Origin of the sequence: Halomonas kalidii (assembly GCF_030010475.1) — a bacterium.
GTDB classification, from domain to species: Bacteria; Pseudomonadota; Gammaproteobacteria; order Pseudomonadales; family Halomonadaceae; genus Halomonas; species Halomonas heilongjiangensis.
Genome location: NZ_JASCQN010000041.1, coordinates 68,100 through 88,025, shown reverse-complemented (window position 1 = coordinate 88,025; position 19,926 = coordinate 68,100). Strand labels below are relative to the sequence as shown.

The 19,926-nt window shown below is 67.2% G+C and carries 17 protein-coding genes; 16 read left to right on the top strand and 1 reads right to left on the bottom strand.

Annotated features, from left to right (window positions below; translation table 11 throughout):
• Positions 1 to 36: 36 nt before the first annotated feature.
• Positions 37 to 939 (bottom strand): LysR substrate-binding domain-containing protein, encoded by a 903-nt coding sequence (locus QLQ85_RS12885; RefSeq protein ID WP_282739361.1) that lies wholly within the window; start codon positions 937 to 939, stop codon positions 37 to 39.
• Between the two features lie 110 nt (positions 940 to 1,049).
• On the opposite strand from QLQ85_RS12885, the gene QLQ85_RS12880 reads away from it, so the two are divergent.
• The 16 genes from QLQ85_RS12880 (at position 1,050) to QLQ85_RS12805 (ending at position 19,207) form a co-directional block, all read left to right on the top strand.
• Complete coding sequence (locus QLQ85_RS12880) at positions 1,050 to 1,808, top strand: 5-oxoprolinase subunit PxpA (protein ID WP_282739360.1); 759 nt, start codon at positions 1,050 to 1,052, stop codon at positions 1,806 to 1,808.
• A 72-nt stretch (positions 1,809 to 1,880) separates the two neighbouring features.
• On the top strand, positions 1,881 to 2,126 hold the full coding sequence (locus tag QLQ85_RS12875) for an acetyl-CoA carboxylase (RefSeq protein WP_282739359.1): 246 nt from the start codon (positions 1,881 to 1,883) through the stop codon (positions 2,124 to 2,126).
• On the top strand, positions 2,126 to 3,508 hold the full coding sequence (locus QLQ85_RS12870; protein WP_282739358.1) for an acetyl-CoA carboxylase biotin carboxylase subunit: 1,383 nt from the start codon (positions 2,126 to 2,128) through the stop codon (positions 3,506 to 3,508). The genes QLQ85_RS12875 and QLQ85_RS12870 overlap by 1 nt, the downstream gene beginning before the upstream one ends.
• Positions 3,505 to 4,401: a 5-oxoprolinase subunit B family protein gene (locus QLQ85_RS12865; RefSeq protein ID WP_282739357.1), complete on the top strand. Its 897-nt coding sequence runs from the start codon at positions 3,505 to 3,507 to the stop codon at positions 4,399 to 4,401. The genes QLQ85_RS12870 and QLQ85_RS12865 overlap by 4 nt, the downstream gene beginning before the upstream one ends.
• Positions 4,391 to 5,362, top strand: a complete 972-nt coding sequence (locus QLQ85_RS12860; RefSeq protein WP_282739356.1) for a 5-oxoprolinase subunit C family protein — start codon at positions 4,391 to 4,393, stop codon at positions 5,360 to 5,362. The genes QLQ85_RS12865 and QLQ85_RS12860 overlap by 11 nt, the downstream gene beginning before the upstream one ends.
• A 109-nt stretch (positions 5,363 to 5,471) precedes the next feature.
• Positions 5,472 to 6,830 carry a purine-cytosine permease family protein gene (locus tag QLQ85_RS12855; protein WP_282739355.1) on the top strand — a complete coding sequence of 453 codons (1,359 nt, stop codon included), beginning with the start codon at positions 5,472 to 5,474 and terminating at the stop codon, positions 6,828 to 6,830.
• A 260-nt stretch (positions 6,831 to 7,090) separates the two neighbouring features.
• Positions 7,091 to 8,836: a caprolactamase subunit beta gene (gene capB, locus QLQ85_RS12850; RefSeq protein WP_282739354.1), complete on the top strand. Its 1,746-nt coding sequence runs from the start codon at positions 7,091 to 7,093 to the stop codon at positions 8,834 to 8,836.
• Positions 8,837 to 8,853: 17 nt separating this feature from the next.
• Positions 8,854 to 10,935 carry a caprolactamase subunit alpha gene (gene capA, locus QLQ85_RS12845; RefSeq protein ID WP_282739353.1) on the top strand — a complete coding sequence of 694 codons (2,082 nt, stop codon included), beginning with the start codon at positions 8,854 to 8,856 and terminating at the stop codon, positions 10,933 to 10,935.
• Positions 10,936 to 11,033: 98 nt separating this feature from the next.
• Positions 11,034 to 12,038, top strand: coding sequence for a helix-turn-helix domain-containing protein (locus QLQ85_RS12840; protein WP_282739352.1), 1,005 nt, complete (start codon positions 11,034 to 11,036; stop codon positions 12,036 to 12,038).
• Positions 12,039 to 12,736: 698 nt separating this feature from the next.
• Positions 12,737 to 14,473: an SLC13 family permease gene (locus tag QLQ85_RS12835; RefSeq protein ID WP_282739502.1), complete on the top strand. Its 1,737-nt coding sequence runs from the start codon at positions 12,737 to 12,739 to the stop codon at positions 14,471 to 14,473.
• Between the two features lie 25 nt (positions 14,474 to 14,498).
• The gene (cysQ, locus tag QLQ85_RS12830) at positions 14,499 to 15,347 is read left to right on the top strand and encodes a 3'(2'),5'-bisphosphate nucleotidase CysQ (protein ID WP_282739351.1); all 849 of its coding nucleotides are present in this window, start codon (positions 14,499 to 14,501) and stop codon (positions 15,345 to 15,347) included.
• An 834-nt stretch (positions 15,348 to 16,181) separates the two neighbouring features.
• Positions 16,182 to 16,406, top strand: a complete 225-nt coding sequence (locus QLQ85_RS12825; RefSeq protein ID WP_282739350.1) for a DUF433 domain-containing protein — start codon at positions 16,182 to 16,184, stop codon at positions 16,404 to 16,406.
• On the top strand, positions 16,403 to 16,753 hold the full coding sequence (locus QLQ85_RS12820) for a DUF5615 family PIN-like protein (RefSeq protein ID WP_282739349.1): 351 nt from the start codon (positions 16,403 to 16,405) through the stop codon (positions 16,751 to 16,753). The genes QLQ85_RS12825 and QLQ85_RS12820 overlap by 4 nt, the downstream gene beginning before the upstream one ends.
• A gap of 16 nt (positions 16,754 to 16,769) precedes the next feature.
• Positions 16,770 to 18,230 carry an MBL fold metallo-hydrolase RNA specificity domain-containing protein gene (locus QLQ85_RS12815; protein ID WP_282739348.1) on the top strand — a complete coding sequence of 487 codons (1,461 nt, stop codon included), beginning with the start codon at positions 16,770 to 16,772 and terminating at the stop codon, positions 18,228 to 18,230.
• A 189-nt stretch (positions 18,231 to 18,419) separates the two neighbouring features.
• Entirely contained in the window at positions 18,420 to 19,043 is a 624-nt protein-coding gene (gene cysC / locus QLQ85_RS12810; protein ID WP_282739347.1) for an adenylyl-sulfate kinase, read from the top strand.
• Positions 19,043 to 19,207 (top strand): hypothetical protein, encoded by a 165-nt coding sequence (locus QLQ85_RS12805; protein ID WP_282739512.1) that lies wholly within the window; start codon positions 19,043 to 19,045, stop codon positions 19,205 to 19,207. Before cysC ends, QLQ85_RS12805 begins: the two co-directional genes overlap by 1 nt.
• Positions 19,208 to 19,926: the final 719 nt, after the last annotated feature.

The following is a 19,926-nucleotide window of genomic DNA, read 5'->3' as shown; positions in this document are numbered from 1 at the left end:
CGGGTGTGCGGGCGGCCTCAGCGCTGAGTCACCTGCTCATGGCGTGAACGACATGGCCAGGTCCGCGAACGCCCTGGCCGGGCCCGAGAGCCGGGTGTGCTTGGCCCAGGCCAGCCCGACTTCCATGGTGGGGATGGGGTCGGCCAGGTCGATGTGCTCGATTCGCCGGCCCTCCAGCGACCAGGGGCGGTAGACCATGTCGGACAGGATGCTGATGCCGGTGCCGTTGGCCACCATGCTGCGCACGGCCTCCACCGAGGAGGTGTGGAACAGGACGCTCGGGCTGAGCCCGCTGGGCTGCCAGTACTTCAACGCCGTCTGGTCGGCCTCGTCCACCGTCAGCATGATGTAGGGGTAGGCCACCACCTCCTGCAGGCTCACCGCCTCCCGGGAGAGCAGTGGATGATGGCTGCTGACCCAGAGCCGGCGCGGGGAACGGATCAGTGGCTGGCGGTCCAGCGGCGACCCCCGGTCGATGTTGGAGGTCAGCACGATCGCCAGGTCGAAGACCCCCGATAGCAGCCCCGCCTGGATGTCGGGCCGCGAGGCCTCGTGCAGGCGCACCTGTACCCCGGGATAGCGGCGCTGGAACCTGGCCAGCAGCGGGGGCATGAAATAGCCCGCGACGGTATAGCTCATGGCGAGTTCCAGCGTGCCGGTGAGCGAGCCGGAGGTGTCCTGCAGGCTGTCGAAGGCCTCGTCCACGGCCTGGAAGACATGGCGCACCTGGTGCAGGAACCGGGTCCCCTCCTGGGTCAGCACCATGCCCTGGGCGCTGCGCCGGAACAGCACCACCCCCAGTTGTTCCTCGATCTCCCGCACGCCGGTGGTGATGGAGGATTGCGAGACGTTCAGGTCGACGGCGGCCTGGGTCACCTTGCCGCTCTCTGCCACGGCGAGAAAGTAGCGCAGCTTGCGCAGCGAAGGGTCGCGGGACATGGAGGCGTCTCGTCAGGCATTCGGATTTCTTGAAAGTGTAAAACAAGAATTAATAATTCCACAGGGTGCATGGCGTGTCTTTAATGGGGAGGCCACTCAGGAGACACACCATGACAACCACGATTGACCTGAATGCGGACATGGGAGAGAGCTTCGGCGCCTGGACCCTCGGCGATGGCGTCGATCCGCAGATCATGCCCCTGATCAGTTCCGCCAACATCGCCGCCGGGTTCCATGCCGGGGACCCGACCACCATGGTGGAAAACCTGCGTTGCGCCGCCGAGCACGGGGTCGCCGTGGGGGTCCATCCGGGGTTCGACGACCTGGTCGGCTTCGGCAGGCGGCATATCCATGCCTCGGTCGAAGAACTGGTCAACGACTCCCTCTATCAGTTGGGTGCCCTGCGGGAGCTGGCCGCTCGGGAGGGCCTGGCGCTGCACCACTTCAAGCTGCATGGCGCCCTGTTCATGCATGCGGCACGCGACGAGGCGTTTGCCCGGGGGCTCTGCCGGGCGCTCGAGCGCGTCGCCCCCGAGCTGCCCATCTACTGCCTCGCCGACACCGCCCTCGATCGCGCCGCCCGCGAGGCGGGCCTGCCCCGCGTGCACGAGTTCTATGCCGACCGCGATTACGACGATGACGGCGGTATCGTCTTCGTGCGCCGGGTCGACCGCCTGGACCCCGAGCGGGTGGCCCGCAAGGTGCTCCGGGCATGCCGCGAAGGCGTCGTGGAAGCGGTCAGCGGGAGGCTCGTCCCGGTCGGGTTCCGGTCGATCTGCATCCATAGCGATACCCCCGGCGCCCTGGCGCTGGTGCAGGCCGTGAGGGGGGCGCTCGACGAGGCGGGGATCGCGATCAAGGCGCCATAAGCATCCTCACCAGGAGCATGACAAGCGCCATCGCAAGGGCCAACACAAGGACAATCACAAGGAGACAGCATCATGTCGCAGCAGGATATCCAGGCACCCTTTCCGGGGGTGTTCTATCGCCGGCCGGCCCCTGACCAGCCGGCCTTCGTCGAGCCGGGCCAGGCCGTGGAGCCCGGCACGGTGATCGGGCTGATCGAGGTCATGAAGCAGTACTTCGAGCTCAAGGCCGAGGCGGCGGGCACGCTCACGGCCTTCCGGGCGGGGGACGAAACCGTCGTCGAGGCCGGCGACACCATCGCGGCACTGGAGGTGGGGTAATGATACGTCGACTGTTGATCGTCAACCGTGGGGAGATCGCCCTGCGCGTGGTCAGGGCGGCACGTGAGCTGGGCATGGTCAGCATCGTGGCGCACAGCGAGGCCGATGCGGACAGCCTGGCCGTGGAGCAGGCCGACGAGGCGGTATGCATCGGGCCGGCCCAGGCCGCCAGGAGCTACCTGAACAGCGAGGCGGTACTCGCGGCCGCCAAGGCGGTGGGCGCCGATGCGGTGCATCCGGGCTATGGCTTTCTTTCCGAGAATGCGGACTTCGCCCGCGCCGTGGCCGCGGCCGGCCTGGTGTTCGTCGGCCCCGACGCCGGGATCATCGAGCGCATGGGCGACAAGGCCATGGCCCGCCAGACCGCCATCGAGGCGGGGGTGCCGGTCGTGCCCGGGTCGCCCAGGGCGGTGAACGACACCCGGGAGGCGCTGGCGGTGGCCGAGGGTGTCGGCTTTCCGCTGCTGATCAAGGCCGCGGCGGGCGGCGGCGGCCGCGGCATTCGCGTGGCCGAGAACGCCGCTGCCCTGCAGTCGCAGTTGCCCATGGCCCAGGCCGAGGCGCGCTCGGCCTTCGGCGATGACCGGGTCTATCTCGAACGCTTCATCGCCCGGGCTCGCCATATAGAGGTACAGGTGCTGGGCGATGGCCAGCGCGCGATCCATCTGTTCGAGCGCGAGTGCTCCCTCCAGCGCCGGCGCCAGAAGGTCTTCGAGGAGAGCCCGTCGCCGGCCCTCGACGCGCCGACCCGGGAGGCCCTGTGCCGTTCGGCCGTCGCCCTGGCGGAGCACGTCGGCTATTTCGGGGCCGGCACGCTCGAGTATCTCTACGACGACAGGACCGGCGAGTTCTTCTTCATCGAGATGAACACGCGGATCCAGGTCGAGCATCCGATCACCGAGGCGGTGACCGGCATCGACCTGGTGCGCGAGATGCTGCGCCTGGCCAGGGGCGAGCCCCTGCGGCATGCCCAGGACGATATCGTCGGGCGCGGCTGGGCCATCGAGATGCGCATCAATGCCGAGGACCCGGACAACGGCTTCTTTCCCTCGCCCGGCCGGGTCGAGCGGCTGGTATGGCCGGCGGGGCCGGGGGTGCGCATCGATAGCGGCCTCTACGAGGGGTACCGCATGCCACCGTTCTACGACTCCCTGGTGGCCAAGCTGATCGTCTGGGACGAGTGCCGGGAGAGTGCGCTGGCGCGTGCCGCGCGAGCCCTCGACGAGTTCCAGCTCGCGGGCTTCGCCACCACGGCCCGGCTGCACCGGCAACTGGTCGAGGACCCCTGTGTGCGCCGCGGCGAGGTGGATACCGGCTTCCTCGAGCGCTGGCTGGCGCACCGGCCGGCATCGAACCCCACCGAGGAGGAGGTCGTGTCATGAGCACCCCCATGGCGACAAGTGCACGCTACAGCCACGCCGGCGACGAGTTCCTGTTCGTCGAGCTGAGCGAGGAGATGACCCTCGAGGCCTTCTTCCGCTCCATTTCCATCACCCAGCGCCTCAAGGCGCTCGCGCTGCCGGGCGTCGTGGAGATCTGCCCCGCCAATGCCTCCTACCAGGTGCGCCATGACCCGGATCGGCTGCCGGCCCATGCCCTGCAGGAAACCCTCGAGGCGCTCGATCGCGAGGTCTCGGCGCAGCGGGTGCGCACGATCGAGACCCGGGTGATCGAGGTGCCGGTGCTCTACAACGACCCCTGGACCCACGAGACGCTGATGCGCTTCCGGGACCGGCACCAGGATCCCTCCGGTACCGATCTCGAGTATGCCGCACGGATCAACGGCTATGACGGCGTGGAGGCCTTCATCGAGGCGCACAGCGGCAGCCCCTGGTTCGTCTCCATGGTGGGCTTCGTGGCGGGATTGCCGTTCATGTACCAGATGGTGCCGCGCGAACGCCAGATCCAGGTGCCCAAGTACCTGCGCCCGAGAACCGACACGCCCCGGCAGACGGTGGGCTACGGCGGCTGCTTCAGCTGCATCTACTCGGTGCGCGGGGCCGGGGGCTACCAGATGTTCGGCGTCACGCCGATGCCGATCTACGACCCCGCCGGCGAGCAGCCGCACATCGATGACTCCATGATCTTCTTCCGGCCCGGCGACATCGTGAAGCACCGTGCCATCGGGCGCGAGGAGTACGACCGCCTGCTGGCCGATGCCGAGGCCGGACGCTTCGTCCCCCGGGTCGTGCCCTTCACCTTCGATCTGGACGACTTCGACCGCGACCCCGACGGTTATGCCAACCGCGTCAAGGAGGTGCTCCATGACCATTGAAGTGCTCAAGCCGGGGCTCGCGACCTCGGTGCAGGACACGGGCCGCCAGGGGTATTACCACCTGGGGATTCCGCCCTCGGGCGGCATGGACCAGCGCTCGCTGCGTGCGGCCAACCTGTTGCTGGGCAATCCGGAAGGCGCCGCGGTGCTGGAGTGCGCCCTGATGGGGCCGGAGCTGCGTTTCCAGCAAGCCCGGAGCGTGGCCGCCTGCGGCGCACAGATGACCCCCCGGGTAAATGGCGAGCCGCAGCCCCTCAACGAGGTCTTTCGCGTGCCGGCCGGCGCCACCCTCAGCTTCGATTTCGTCAAGGCCGGCGCCAGGCTGTATCTGGCCATCGAGGGGGGAATCGACGTGCCGGAGCGGCTGGGCAGCCGCAGCACCTATGCGCTCGGCGGGCTCGGTGGCCTGCAGGGCAGGCCGCTGCGGCCCGGTGACACCCTGGCGGTGCTGCCGTCGCCGGGCGTGGCCCGCGAAGGGCGGCGCCTGCCGGAGGCGCTGGTGCCGGCGTTCGCCAAGCACTACCTGCTGCGGGTCGTGCCCGGCCTCTACGCGCACCGTCTCACCGATGAGAGTCGCGAGCGCTTCTACGAGGAGGACTGGACGGTCGCCTCCGAAGCCGATCGCATCGGCTATCGCATGAAGGGCGGCACCCGGCTCGCCTTCCTCGAGCGCGAGCCGCCGTTCGGCGCCGGCGACGACCCCTCGAATATCGTCGATGCCTGCTATCCGATCGGCTCGATCCAGGTCCCCAGCGGCAGCGAGCCGATCATCCTGCACCGCGACGCGGTGTCCGGCGGTGGCTACGCCATGATCGGCACCGTGATCAGTGCCGACATGGACTGGGTCGGCCAGATCCAGCCGCACCAGAGAGTGCGTTTCGTGGCGGTGAGCCTGGACGAGGCACTGGCGGCCAGGCAGCAGTACCAACGGTGCCTGGCGGCCCTGCGGCAGCTGCCGTGAGGCGCGCCTCGCCCGGTGCACGCCAGGGAAAGTCATGGTGCACCGGGTGACAAACCGCCGCTCCCGATAGGGATTAAGGTGAACAATCACAACAACAAGGGTGATAGAGATGACCAAGCACACGACGTCCGCGGAGGCGACCGACCTCGACTTCTCCGAACAGCCGGTACCGCCGGAGGGGAGGATGCCCCGCACCAACCTGATGATGGCCTGGTGGGCCGTCTGCAGTGCCATCTTCTACATGGTGGTCGCCGCCGCGATGGCGCGCAGCTACGGCACCACCAATGCCCTGATCGGCATCGTGCTGACGGTGATCGCCTACGGCGTCATCAACGGGGTCATCAGCCGCTACTCGATGAGGACCGGGCTGACCGTGGCGCTCTTCTCCAAGGTGCTGTTCGGCCACGTGGGGGCGGTGGTCGCGACCCTGATCTTCTTCGCCACGGCGCTCTACTATGCGGTCTTCGAGGGCTATGTGATGGCCCTGGTGCTCTCGGAATGGAGCGGCAGCTGGCCGATGGCCGTGACCACCGCCGTCGTGGCGATCCTCGGCGTGGCGCTGATCTTCGGCAGCGTCCAGCACTGGCTCGACAAGTTCAACGGCGTGCTGCTGCCGGTCTACGTGATCGGCATGCTGATCGCCGTGGGCATGGCCGTGGCCGAGTTCGGCTACCCCGGCGACTGGCTGACCCGGGTGCCGGAAGGCGGGGCCTCGCCCTGGGGGTGGATGCACACCTTCGCCTACTACATGGGCGTCTGGGTGCTGATGATGTTCACCTTCGACTATGCCCGCTTCGGCAAGCAGGAGGATGCCGGCTTCCATGCGCGGATCACCTTCGGGATCCCGTTCTACGCCATGACCTTCCTGTTCAGCGGGGTCGTGGGCATTCTGCTCGACTCCATGATCCCCATCGACGGCCTGTCCGAGGCGTCCATCGTGCTGGGGCTGCTGGAGCTGATGGGGGTGGGGGGCCTGCTGCTGGTGTGGGTCACGCAGAGCCGCATCAACACCGCGAACTTCTACCTCGCCACCGTCAACTTCGAGGCCCTCATCCGCAAGGTCACCGGGGTCAAGCTCTCCAAGGTGGTCGCGGGCTGCATCATCGGCGTGATGGCCTATGTGCTGATGATGGCCGATGTCTTCGCCTACATCCTGCAGGCCCTCGCCTACCAGGGCGTCTTCGTGGTGGCCTGGGTCGGTGTCGCCCTGGCCCATATCCTCTCGCGGACCTACCGGCAGCGCTTCCAGGGGCATGTCGAGCTCGATAACGCCTATATCCCGGCCTACAACCCCTGTGGCCTGGTGGCCTGGTGCGGGGCGGCCCTGATCGGCATGGTCGTCATGCAGCTGCCGGCGGTGGCCGGCTTCTCGGCGCCGGCGACCTTCGTCGTCGCCTATGGGCTCTACGAGATGGGGCTCAAGCGCGCTCGCGCCGACTGGTACATCGCCAGCCTGCAGAAGCCCTGACGCTTCCATCCCCCCTCCACACGCGACGGTGTCGGGCCTCCCCGGCACCGTTTTCGTGTCGGCACCGCCGCCCGGCGAGTGCACTGAGCGTCAAGACACCACGCGCTGAAGCGCAATCCTGACACCGGCGGCGGCGTTACTGTCGGGTTCATGGCAACGCCATGCGCCATCCACGCGGCGACGGGTGGATGGCATACACCGCAAGGTTCACCACGACGTTCATAAAGACGTTCACAACGACAAGAGAACCGGAGTCCATCATGTCGACTGTCGATCCCATCACGCTGGCCGTGGTCAGGGGGGCGCTGGAAACCGCCCAGCGCGAGATGACGCTCACCCTGGAGAAGACCGGGCGCTCGAGCGTCTTCAACCTGGCCCACGACTACTCCAATGCCCTGTTCGACCATGTCCCGGAAATGATCCTCCAGGGCCAGGACATCCCGATCCACCTGGGCTCGTTGATCCCGGCCATGAAGGCCGTCGCCGGCTTCTACGGCGACGACATCGCGGAAGGCGATGTGATCTATCACAACGATCCGGCCTACAAGGGCAGTCATATCATCGACTGCTGCATGTACAAGCCGGTGTTCCACCGGGGCGAGCTGGTGTTCTGGACGGTGTGCAAGGGGCACCTGACCGATATCGGCGGGCCGGTGCCGGCCGGCTACAACCCCGATGCCAAGGAGATCTACGCCGAGGGGCTGCGCATTCCACCGGTGAAGCTCTGGGAGAAGGGCAAGCGCCGCGAGGACGTGATCAACCTGCTGCTGACCAACATGCGCGCCCGGGAGCACCAGGAGGGCGACCTCAATGCCCAGTACGGCGCCTGCCGGGTGGGCGAGCGCCACCTGCTGGCGCTGGTGGAGCGCTATGGCGTCGAGACGGTGCGCGCCGCCATCGCCGAACTCAAGGCCATGGCCGACCGGCACATGCGGGCGCTGATCCGCGAGGTCGCGGATGGCGACTATACCGGCACCGCCGTGCTGGAGGATTCCGGCCACGGGCTCGGCGACCTGGCGATCACCGCCCATGTCAGCGTCAAGGGCGAGGAGGTGGCGATCCGCATCGAGAGCCCGCCCCAGGTGCCCTACTTCATCAACTCCTACGAAGGCAACTCCATGTCCGGCGTGCTGCTCGGGCTGATGATGTTCGCCCAGGTGCCGCCCCCCTACAACGAAGGGCTCTACCGCTGCGTCAGCGTGGACATGGGGCCGCCCGGCACGCTGTGCAACGCGAGCGAACCGGCGCCCCATGCCAACTGCACCACCACGCCGATGGAGACCCTGACCGACGCCGTGCGCCTGGCCCTCGAGCAGGCCGCGCCCGACCGGGTGAGCGCCTCCTGGGGGCACGCCAGCGGCATCAACATCGCCGGGCACGACCCCCGCCGCCACCACGACCAGTACGTGACCATGGTGCTGGCCTCGATCATCTCCGGCGCCGGCGCCACGCAGACCATGGACGGCTGGCACTCCCGGGGGCCGCTGTGCTGCTTCGGCGCGCTGATGTCCGGCGACATCGAGCTGCTCGAGTACTCCTATCCGATCCTCATCCATCGCTACGGCCTGATGACCGACAGCGGCGGTGCCGGCGAGCGGCGGGGCGGTTCGGGCACCTGGCTGGAGCTGGAGCCGCTGGACCACACCATGACCGCGGTGGCCTTCGGCGAGGGGCGCCAGTACCCCACGGCGGGGGCGGCCGGCGCCCGCAACGTGCTGATCGAGTCCAAGCTGGGGCGGCTGGTGCATCGTCGCGCCGATGGCCGCGAGGAGGCCTATGACCAGAACGCGATGCTGGAGATCGCCCCCGGCGAGCGTGTCATCAACATCAATCCCGGCGGCGGTGGCTTCGGCGACCCCTTCACCCGCCCGCTCGAGGACGTCGTCGACGACGTCAGGAATGGCCTCGTCTCGCTGGAGGGGGCCCGCCTCGAGTACGGCGTGGTGATCGACGCCAGCGGCGAAATCGACCACGACGCCACCCGCCAGCAACGCCGTGCCGGCTGAACCAGGAGACCACGACCATGAAACAGGATTATCGACTGGGCATTGATGCCGGCGGGACCTTCACCGACTTCATCATTGCCGACCGTCACGGCGGCGTGCAGCTGTTCAAGAGCCCCTCCACCCCCGAGGATGGCACCCGCGCCATCCGCGCCGGCCTCGGCCAGATCGCCGATGCCCTGGGCAGGCCGGCCTCGGAGATCGTCGCCAACGCCGACCTCTGCATCAATGGCACCACGGTGGCGCTGAACGCCCTGATCGAGAAGAAGGGCGCCCGGGTCGGCCTGCTGTGCACCCGGGGCCATGAGGACAGCATCGAGATCCGGCTGGGGCACAAGGAGGACGGCTACCGCTACGACCCCGAGTACCCGCCGGCCTTCATGCTGGTGCCGCGTTACCTCCGCCTGCCCGTCGCCGGCCGCATCCTGGCCGACGGCAGCGAGCGCGAGCCCCTCGACGAGGCGGCCGTGCGCGACGCCGTGGAAACCTTTCGCCGCGAGGGGGTCGAGGCCGTGGCGATCTCCTTCCTGTGGTCGGTCGCCAACCCGGCCCACGAGGCGCGGGCCGCCGCGATCGTCAGGGAACTGATGCCCGAGGCGTTCGTGTGCACCGGCAGCGAGGTCTATCCCCAGGTGCGGGAATACACCCGCACCTCGACCACGGTGGTCAATGCCTACCTGAGCCCCGTCATGCAGCGCTATGTCTCGCGCATCGATGCGCTGTTCGAGGACCTCGGCGCCCGCCAGCCGGTGCAGTACTTCCAGTCCAACGGCGGCCTGGCGCTGGGCAAGATGATGTGCGAGCGCGCCGTGAGCGCCATCAACTCGGGGCCGGCCTCGGCGCCCCAGGCGGGGCGCTACGTGGCGCGCCCGTTCGGCATCGACAACGTCATCACCGTCGACATGGGCGGCACCTCGTTCGACATCACCCTGACCCGCGGCGGCCAGACCAACTTCAGCAAGAACGTCGACTTCCTGCGCTACCGCATCGGGGTGCCGATGATCCAGGTCGAGACCCTGGGGGCCGGGGGCGGCTCCATCGCCCACCTCAATGAGTTCGGCATGCTGCAGGTGGGGCCGAGGAGTGCCGGCGCCACCCCGGGGCCGGTCTGCTACGGCAAGGGCGGCAGCGAGCCCACGGTCACCGACGCCAACCTGGTGCTGGGCTACCTCAACCCCGAGGCGGTGCTCGGGGGCACCGTGCGCCTGAACCGCGAGGCCGCCATCGCCGCGATTCGCGACCGCATCGCCGAGCCGCTGGGGATCAGCGTCGAGCATGCCGCCTACGGCATCGCCACCCTGGTCAACCTGAACATGGTCAACGGCATTCGCCGGGTCTCGGTGGAGCAGGGCCATGATCCGCGCGACTTCGCCCTGGTCGGTGCCGGCGGGGCGGCCGGCATGCACCTGGTGCGGCTGGCCGAGGAGATGGGCATCGATCGCATCCTGGTGCCCAAGGTGGCCTCGGGGCTGTGCGCCTTCGGCCAGATCATCTCCAACGTGCAGCATGAACGGCTCTCCTCCCTGCCGCTGCCCATCGATGACGACGACGCGAACCGGCGGCGTCTGAACGGGCGGCTGGCCGAGCTGCGCGAGGAGGGCATCCGCCAGTTGCTGGCCGACGGCTTCGAGCGTCGGGAGATCGAGTGCCAGTATCGCTTCGAGATTCGCTACCTGGGCCAGATCCACGAATGCACCGTGGAGATGGAGCGTGACGAGCTGGATGTGGCGGGGTGGCAGGCCCTCCGCGCGTCCTTCCATGCGCGCCACGAGGCGCTCTACTCCTACTGCGAGCCGCACAGTGCCATCGAGCTGGTCAATCTCGAGTGCTCGGTGATCGGCAGGGTGTCCCGTCCCGAGTTGCCGGAGCTTGCGCCGGCGGAGTCGGGGCCGGATGATGCGCTTGTCGGCCACCGTGACATGCTCTTCAACGACCAGGGGGCGTGGACCCGGTCGCCGGTGTACCGCGGGGAGGCGCTGGGGGCGGAGCACCGCATCGCGGGGCCCGCGGTGATCGAGGAGGCGACCACCAACATCGTGGTGCCCCCCGGCTGGCAGGCGACTCTGACCCGGTCGGCCACCTACCTGCTGGCGCCGGCATGACATCGAGGGAGTGATACCCGAGGGGGTGCCGAGCGCCCCCTCACGTCGTCGCGACGCACATGACAACAACACGACAACAATAGCCACGAGGTGACCCCATGACGCGACACGAAGGGGCCATGCCCCATGACGACCCCCGGGAGCGCTGGACCCGGATGATCACCAACACCTATTTTCCGCTGACCCTGAAGTACGCCGACGACGCCGGCGGGTTTCGCGGTGCGCTCAAGGTATGGAAGGCCGACGATGGCAGCTTCTCGCTGTCGCGGCTGATCTCCGACCGCCTCGAGTACTCCCGGGCGGAATCCCAGATCGCCAGCGACCGCGAGGCCTCCTTCTTGGTGACGATTCCCCAGCGCACCAGCGTGTTCTTCGAGCAGCATGGCCGCCAGCTCAGCTGCCGGCCCGGGCACTTCATCGTCGAGCAGGGCGATGCGCCGTACCGTTTCGGCTACGAGGACCGCAACGCCATGTGGGTGTTCAAGGTACCCGGCGACGCCATGAAGAACCGCGTCCGCGGCCCCGAGCGCTACTGCCAGCACTGCTTCGGCGCCGAACGGGGCATCGGCCGCGCCTTCGTCGAGTTCCTGATGGTGTGCGCCGAACGCTACGGGGAGTGCACGCCGTCGGACCAGAAGCGCCTGTTCGAGCAGGCCCTGGGGATGCTGTCGCTGGTCCTGGAGCAGGACGAGCGGGTGCTGAACAGCGACCAGTCGCACCTCAAGACCGCGCACCTGATGCGCATCGAACGCTTCATCGAGGGCCATCTCGGCTATCCCGACCTCGGGCCCGCCATGATCGCCGCCGGCTGCGGGATCTCGCTGCGCTACCTGCACAAGCTCTTCTCCGAGACCGGGCACACGGTCAACGAGTGGGTCAGGAACAAGCGGCTCGAGGCGGCCCGGCGCGATCTCTGCGACAGTGCCTGCGGGGTCACCATCGGCGAGATCGCCTACCGCTGGGGCTTCTCCGACCAGGCCCAGTTCTGCCGCGCCTTCCGCCGCCACTTCGACTGCTCGGCCAGCGACATGCGGGCGAGATCGCAGCAACTCGAGCGCCCCAGGGGCCGTGCCCCGGCACCTGAACCCGCCTCCGGGGCCTGACCCCCGGAATGCGAGCATCGGCGCTTGAACCCGTCTCCGGGGTCTGACCCCCGGGATGCGGGCATCGGCACTTGAACCCGCCTCCGGGGTCTGACCCCCGGGATGTCGAGGTTGCCACTGGGTTCCCATGCCGCTGACGCCTATCGGGCACGGGGTCAGACCCCAAGGAAGCGCCCTCGGCGCCTGCGGAGACGCTCATGCCGTCTACGTCCACCTTCCCCATCGTCCGATACGCTTTCAACTATCCGCCTGATACACCACGAATTTCCCCCTTCTTCCCGCGTTGACCTGGCGGCTCGCTGCTGTATGCTGCCAACCCCAAGAAAACTTAGCCACGCGCTCAAGCCAAACAGCGCCGCGGGCGCTCGGCCATGGAGCGCAGCCGCGTGGTGGCGTAGAATAGCGCGATCATTTACAACGATATCGCAGGGGGCGCCGAGCCGAGGCTTGGCAAGGGACGATGAAGGGGGCGGAGAGGAGCCGCCACCCCGGCATGAAAGCACTCATGCTTGCCTGTCATGGCGCTTCATGGCTTACCTTGTCCTCGCGGCGTGCTCACCCACGGTATCCAGGCTGGAAACAGGGCATGGGAATGCGTCCGGTACAATCCCCGGGCGGTAGCGTGCCTGCGTGGCCATCAACCGACACGACACCACTTGACCGATACGCTGCCGATAACCGCCTGGCTGACCCTGGGCATGGTGCTGGCCGTGCTGGGCACGCTGGCCCTCACGCGCATTGCCCCCGATGTGATCCTGATGGCCGCCATGGCCTTTCTGGTGATCAGTGGCATCCTCACTCCCGGCGAGGCCCTGGCGGGTTTCTCCAACCCCGGTGTGATGACCATCGCCACGCTCTACGTGGTGGCCGCCGGGCTGAAGGAAACGGGGGCCGTCCAGTGGCTGGCGCACCGTCTTCTCGGTCAGCCACAGCGCCTGCGTCAGGCCCAGCTGCGGGTACTGTTGCCGGCCTCTGGCCTGAGTGCCTTCATGAACAACACCACCGTGGTGGCGATGTTCATTCCCGCCGTGCAGGAGTGGGCGGGGCGACTCAGGCTGCCCCCTTCAAAGCTGCTGCTGCCGCTGAGCTATGCGGCCATCCTCGGCGGCACCTGCACGCTGATCGGCACCAGCACCAACCTGGTGGTGGATGGCCTGCTGCAGAGCGAGCAGGGCATCGGGCTCAGCATGTTCTCGCTGGCCTGGGTCGGCGTGCCGCTGGTGGTGGTGGGCGGCGGCTTCCTCTATCTGTTCGCCGACCGGCTGCTGCCGAACCGCCAGGGCGTATTGGAGCAGCTCGAACAGGCTCGGGAATATGCCGTCGAGGTGATGGTGGATGACAAGGGCCCGCTGGTCGGCAAGACCATCGCCGATGCCGGGCTGCGCCATCTCAGCCACGGCTATCTGGCCGACATCGAGCGCCACGGCCGGCTGCTGGCCGCGGTGCCGCCGGACACCGAACTGCTGGCCGGTGACATCCTGGTGTTCATCGGCGCCCCCGAGTGCGCCCGTGAGTTGCGCCGCATCCATGGCCTGAAGCCCGCCAGCGGCGACGTGCACAAGCTCGATATCGCCCACCACCACCGCTGCCTGGTCGAGGCGGTGATCGGCCCCGACTTCGGCGGCCTGAACCAGACGGTCAGCGAATCGCGCTTTCGTTCCCGCTACCAGGCGGTGATCCTGTCGATCTCCCGACACGGCAAGCGACTATCCGGCAAGCTCGGCGACATTCGCTTTCAGATAGGCGATACCCTGCTGCTCGAGTCCGCCCAGGACTTCGTCGACCAGTACCGCTACCGCAAGGACTTCCTGCTGGTCAGCGGCTTGCACGACTCCACGCCGCCGGACTTCCGCAAGGCGCCCGTGGCACTGGCGATTCTGGGCGCCATGGTCACCGTCAGCGCCCTGGGGCTGCTGAGCATTCTGGAAGCCGCCTTGCTGGCCGGTGGCGGCATGCTGGTCACGCGCTGCGTGCCGGCCAGCAAGGCGCGGCGTTATGTGGACCTCTCGGTGCTGATCGTCATCGCCGCTTCCTTTGCCCTGGGGGCCGCCATGACCAAGACCGGCGCCGCGGCACAGATCGCCCAGTGGTTGCTGCTGATCGACGACCTGGCGCCCTGGGCGGCCCTGGCACTGGTCTACCTGATGACGGTGGCCTTCACCGAGCTGATCACCAACAACGCCGCGGCGGTGCTGATGTTCCCCATCGCCATCGCCGTGGCCGAGCAACTGGGCGTCAACTTCCTGCCGTTCGTCATCGCCATCATGTTCGCCGCCTCGGCCAGCTTCATGACCCCGCTCGGCTACCAGACGAACCTGATGGTGCTCGGCCCCGGCGGCTATCGCTTCACCGACTATGTGAGGCTGGGCGCCCCGCTGAGCCTGATCGTCGGCGCCACCGCGGTGGGGCTGATACCGCTGGTGTGGGGGTTTTAACCCAAGCTATTGATAAGGATCTTCTGTGACTGCTTTCGTAACGAACGAGCTGCGCGCCCGCCTGGTCGAGGGCGTTCATACCGCGGGGCACGAGGTCCTGGCGATCTACGAGAGTGACTTCGCGGTGGAAACCAAGGACGACAAGAGCCCGCTGACCGAGGCGGACATGGCCTCCCACCATGCGCTGGTGGCGCTGCTCGAACGGTGGGCGCCGGGCGTGCCGGTGCTCTCCGAGGAATCCGGCGAGATTCCCTTCGAGACGCGCCAGGGCTGGGAGCGCTACTGGCTGATCGACCCGCTGGACGGCACCAAGGAGTTCATCAACAAGAACGGCGAGTTCACCCTCAACGTGGCGCTGGTCGAGCAGGGCGTGCCGGTGTTCGGCATCGTGCATGCCCCCGTGCTGCGCACCACCTGGGTCGGACTGGTGGGTGGGGAGGCCTTCAAGGTGAAGAGTGGCATCTACTCCCAGGTGCGGGTGCGCGACCTGCCCGACCCCGCTGCCGCGCCCTGGAAGGTGGTCGGTAGTCGGCGCCACGGCGCCGCCGAATTCGAGGCCTTCTGCGCCGAGCTGCCGAATCACGAGCGCGTCTCCATGGGCAGCTCGATCAAGCTCTGCCTGGTCGCCGAGGGCGCGGCCGACCTCTACCCGCGCCTCGCGCCCACCTGCGAATGGGACACCGCCGCCGCCCAGGCCGTGGTCACCGCCGCCGGCGGCGAAGTGCTCGACGCCAACACCCTCGAGCCGCTGCGCTGCAACCAGCAGGACAGCGTGCTCAATCCCTGGTTCATCGTCTGCGGCCAGCGGGATGAGCGGTGGGAGAGGGCGCTGCGCGCCAGTACCGGGCTACGGGCCTCGAGCTCCGAGCAATAAGTCATGGTGCTAGCCTCGGCACCGGAATCCGCCCCCGGGGTCTGACCCCCGGGATATCGAGGTCACCGCGGGGAGCCTATCTCGCCGAGGCGCATCGAGCACGGGGTCTGACCCCCGGGATGTCGAGGTCACCGCGGGGAGCCTATCTCGCCGAAGCGCATCGAGCACGGGGTCAGACCCCAAGGAAGCGAGCCTCGGCACCGGAATCCGCCTCCGGGGTCTGACCCCCGGGATATCGAGGTCAGCGCGGGGAGCCTATCTCGCCGAGGCGCATCGAGCACGGGGTCAGACCCCAAGGACGCCAGCCTCGGCGCCGGAATCCGCCTCCGGGGTCTGACCCCCGGGATATCGAGGTCAGCGCGGGGAGCCTATCTCGCCGAGGCGCATCGAGCACGGGGTCAGACCCCAAGGATGCGAGCCTCGGCACCGGAATCCGCCTCCGGGGTCTGACCCCTGGGATGTCGAGGTCACCGCGGGGAGCCTATCTCGCCGAGGCGCATCGGGCACGGGGTCAGACCCCAAGGATGTAACCTCGACGTCTTCATCTCGTGGAGTGGTATCGCGGGTTCAAGGCCCTAGGGGGTCAGACCCCGGCGGTGTCGAATCCGCTCGCCACGTGCACCATGACAAGCCTGGCAACTTGGCTGGGGTCTGACCCCATAGGGGCGGGCCTCGGCGCCTTGACTCGGCGAACATGCCGCCATCATCGAGAAATTCGTGGGGATCCCTCGGGTCAGACCCCAAGGATGTAGCCTCGACGTCTTCATCTCGTGGAGTGGTATCGCGGGTTCAATAACGTCTAATCTTGTGGATGTGCCCCGTCAGGAGGTAATCATGCGCAACCTTCAATCAAGAATTACGATTAACCCCGACCAGTGCGGCGGTCGGCCCTGCATTCGCGGGATGCGAATTCGGGTAGTAGATGTGCTTGATCTGCTGGCACAGGGTTTGACTACCGAGCAGATCCTGGAGGAAATGCCCGACCTTGAGCAGGATGATATCTATGCCGTGCTCCAGTTTGCGGCGCGCCGCCTTGATCATCCCGTGCTAGCTGCATGACGATCTGGATCGACGCCCAGCTTTCACCGCATCTCGCTCCTTGGCTGACTGAACACTGTGGCGTCGAAGCTTATTCTGTGCGCTACCTGGGTTATCGGGATGCAACGGATGAGGCGATCTTCGCAGCGGCACGTCAGGCAAATGCCATCGTGTTGACGAAGGACAGGGACTTTCCGGATCTGCTGGATCGCTACGGGCCTCCCCCCAGGATCATATGGTTGACCCTGGGTAATACCTCCAATGCCCATATGCGGGAGGTGTTGGGTCGCTTGCTACCTACAGCACTGAGCTTGCTCGAACGCGGTGAGACCCTAGTCGAACTCAGTGAAAAGGCATCGGGTTCCTAGTGCCAGGTTCTTCCTCTTGAAAATCCTCCACCACGGCGGCGGTGCGGGCGTCACCGGCAGCTGCCACCGCCTGCAGATCGCCCCGGGCCGGGCCCTGCTCGTCGACTGCGGCATCTTCCAGGGGCAGGACGCCGAGCACCTCGATAGCCTCGAGCAGCACCAGGTGCGCTTCCCGGTGGAAGACGTGCTGGCGCTGGTGGTCACCCACGTGCATATCGACCATATCGGCCGGCTGCCCTACCTGCTGGCGGCGGGCTACCAGGGGCCGATCCTCTGCTCGGTGCCCTCGGCACGGCTGCTGCCATTGGTCATCGAAGACGCCCTGAAAGTCGGCTTCACCCGCGACCGCGCCCTGATCGAACGCTTCCTGGCCGAAGTACAGGGGCGGCTTGTGGCGCTGGACTACCAGCGCTGGCATACCGTGCTCGACGACGACCACCACCGCCTTCGCGTCAAGCTGCAGCGCGCCGGGCATATCCTCGGCTCCGCCTACGTGGAAGTGGATACCCTGGACAAGGCCAGCGGGCAACGCCAGCGCACCGTGTTCTCCGGCGACCTGGGCGCGCCCTACGCACCGCTGCTGCCCGCGCCCAAGCCGCCGTACCGGGCCGACGTGCTGGTGCTGGAGAGCACCTACGGTGACCGCCAGCACGAAGACAGGCGCCACCGCCGCGACAGGCTCAAGGCCGCCATCGATAGAGCGTTGGAGAACGGCGGCACCGTGGTGATCCCCGCCTTCAGCGTGGGTCGCACCCAGGAGCTGCTCTACGAGCTGGAAGGGCTGATACACAACGGCCGTGACGAGCGCTGGCGCGAGCTCGAGATCATCGTCGACTCGCCCCTGGCCGCCCGCTTCACCGAGGTGTACCGCGAGCTCAAGCCCTGGTGGGACGCCGAAGCGCACCAGACGCTGCGCCGTGGCCGCCACCCGCTCAGCTTCGAGAACCTCTACACCGTGGACGGCCACCAAGCCCACGAGCGCACCGTGGCCTACCTGGCCGAGAGCGGCCGGCCCGCGGTGGTGATCGCCGCCAGCGGCATGGTCAGCGGGGGCAGAGTGGTGAATTACCTCAAGCGCATGCTGAATGATCCACGCCACTGCGTGCGCTTCACCGGCTACCAGGCCGCCGGCACCCCGGGCCGCGACATCCAGCGCCATGGCCCCAATGGCGGCTGGGTGATGCTGGATGGCCAGCGCATCGACATTCGCGCCCGAGTGGAAACCGTGAACGGCTACTCGGCCCATGCCGACCAGCATGACCTGCTCAACTTCGTGCGCCGCATGCGCCACCCACCGCGGGAAGTGCGCCTGGTACACGGCGACCCCCATGCCCAGGCCGCGCTCAAGGCCAAGCTGCTGGAGTGGGCCGAAGGGGCAGGGCACTCGCTTGAGGTGACCCTGGGCGGGGGTTTCCTGGCGGAAGACACGATTCGCAGTAGAGCCGATCAGGCGCTGGCATCCCCAATGGCCCGATGAAACGCGCAATCCGGCCGCAGCGCTGGAAGCAGGACGGTGGGAGAGGGCGCTACGCACCGTTGCTGGGCTACGGACTGCAAGCTCCGAGCAATAAGTCATCGATGGCTAGCCTTCACTAGCATGAAGAAGAGACTGTTACATGCCTTTTCGTCCTGGTGACGACTGGCCAATTTCACTATGGGTACCGGCATGATCCACCAGAACAGCGAGCTGCCCTACGAATTCCGCGAGCACGACAGCAAGGCCAACGTGGTGTGGAATCGCACCAGCGTGACCCAGGCCATGCGCGAGCAGCTCAACGGCCACGCCGGCAAGTGTATGTGGTTCACCGGCTTCTCCGGTGCAGGGAAATCCTCGCTGGCCAACGCCCTGGAAGTCGAGCTGAACCGCCGCGGCTACCACACCATGCTGCTCGACGGTGACAACATCCGCCACGGCCTGTGCCGGGATCTCGGCATGAGCGAGGCGGACCGCGCCGAGAACATCCGCCGGGTGGGCGGGGTGGCCCGGCTGTTCGCCGAGGCCGGCATCATCGTGATCACCGCCTTCATCTCACCGTTCCGCGCCGACCGAGATGCCACCCGGGAGCTGTTCGCCGCGGGCGACTTCATCGAGGTGCACGTCGACACACCGCTGGATGTGTGCGAGCGACGCGACCCCAAGGGGCTCTACCAGAAGGCCCGCGAAGGCAAGATCAAGGACTTCACCGGCATCAACAGCCCCTACGAGGTGCCCAAGGCAGCGGAGGTGACCGTCAACACCGATGAACTAGGGCAGCAGGAAATCATCAGCCGGTTGCTCAAGGAACTGTAATGTGCGGAATCGTCGGCGCAGACAGCTTGCGCAATGTCACCCCCATCCTTCTCGAAGGGCTGAAGCAACTGGAATACCGCGGCTACGACTCTGCCGGTATCGCCTGCGCGCAGCGCGATGAGCGGTGGGAGGCGGCACTGCGGGCCAGCCTACCAGGCGGCTGAGGAAAGGCGGGTAGGGGGCGGGTTACCGACGCTGGCACTGCCTCCGGGGTCAGAACCTAGGGATGCGAGCCTCGGCAACGGAATCTGCCTCCGGGGTCTGACCCCTGGGATGTCGAGGTCAACGCGGGGAGCCTATCTCGCCGAGGCTCATCGGGCACGGGGTCAGACCCCAATGATGCGAGCTCGACGCCTTCATCTTCGAACATGCTTCCACCGTCGAGAAAATGCAGGCGATTTCCCCTGGTCCTGGCTGCCATGCCCCCGCCAACGCATGCGCCCATCACCCAGCCCTGAAGGAGCCAGGCTCCGCCGGGCGATCGGCGCCGCAGGCGCCCCTGCGGTGATCCTCTCCCCCGTATGCTCTCATCACCACTCCCCCCGAGTACCTCGAGTATCCCCCTGTTTCCCTGCCTGTTTTGCCGTTGACCAGCATCCCTTGTGCTGTATTCTCCCAACCCCAAGCAGATTTAGCCCATCACGCAAGCCCAACAGCGCCCCCGGCGCGCAGCCATGGAGCACGGCCGCGTGGTGACGTAGAATAGCGCGACCATTAAAACGATACCGCAGGGGTGCCGAGCCACGGCTTGGCAAGGGACGATGAAGGGGGCAGAGGAACCGCCACCTCGGCATGAATTTGTTCATGCCATGCCTACCATGGCGCTTCATGGCTCCCCTTGTTCTCACCGCTCGCTCACCCAAGGTATCCAGGCTTGATACAG

Coding starts and splice junctions, on each gene's coding strand:
- QLQ85_RS12885 (WP_282739361.1), bottom strand. CDS start 939: ATGTCCCGCGACCCTTCGCTGCGCAAGCTGCGCTACTTTCTCGCCGTG.
- QLQ85_RS12880 (WP_282739360.1), top strand. CDS start 1,050: ATGACAACCACGATTGACCTGAATGCGGACATGGGAGAGAGCTTCGGC.
- QLQ85_RS12875 (WP_282739359.1), top strand. CDS start 1,881: ATGTCGCAGCAGGATATCCAGGCACCCTTTCCGGGGGTGTTCTATCGC.
- QLQ85_RS12870 (WP_282739358.1), top strand. CDS start 2,126: ATGATACGTCGACTGTTGATCGTCAACCGTGGGGAGATCGCCCTGCGC.
- QLQ85_RS12865 (WP_282739357.1), top strand. CDS start 3,505: ATGAGCACCCCCATGGCGACAAGTGCACGCTACAGCCACGCCGGCGAC.
- QLQ85_RS12860 (WP_282739356.1), top strand. CDS start 4,391: ATGACCATTGAAGTGCTCAAGCCGGGGCTCGCGACCTCGGTGCAGGAC.
- QLQ85_RS12855 (WP_282739355.1), top strand. CDS start 5,472: ATGACCAAGCACACGACGTCCGCGGAGGCGACCGACCTCGACTTCTCC.
- capB (WP_282739354.1), top strand. CDS start 7,091: ATGTCGACTGTCGATCCCATCACGCTGGCCGTGGTCAGGGGGGCGCTG.
- capA (WP_282739353.1), top strand. CDS start 8,854: ATGAAACAGGATTATCGACTGGGCATTGATGCCGGCGGGACCTTCACC.
- QLQ85_RS12840 (WP_282739352.1), top strand. CDS start 11,034: ATGACGCGACACGAAGGGGCCATGCCCCATGACGACCCCCGGGAGCGC.
- QLQ85_RS12835 (WP_282739502.1), top strand. CDS start 12,737: ATGGTGCTGGCCGTGCTGGGCACGCTGGCCCTCACGCGCATTGCCCCC.
- QLQ85_RS12825 (WP_282739350.1), top strand. CDS start 16,182: ATGCGCAACCTTCAATCAAGAATTACGATTAACCCCGACCAGTGCGGC.
- QLQ85_RS12820 (WP_282739349.1), top strand. CDS start 16,403: ATGACGATCTGGATCGACGCCCAGCTTTCACCGCATCTCGCTCCTTGG.
- cysC (WP_282739347.1), top strand. CDS start 18,420: ATGATCCACCAGAACAGCGAGCTGCCCTACGAATTCCGCGAGCACGAC.
- QLQ85_RS12805 (WP_282739512.1), top strand. CDS start 19,043: ATGTGCGGAATCGTCGGCGCAGACAGCTTGCGCAATGTCACCCCCATC.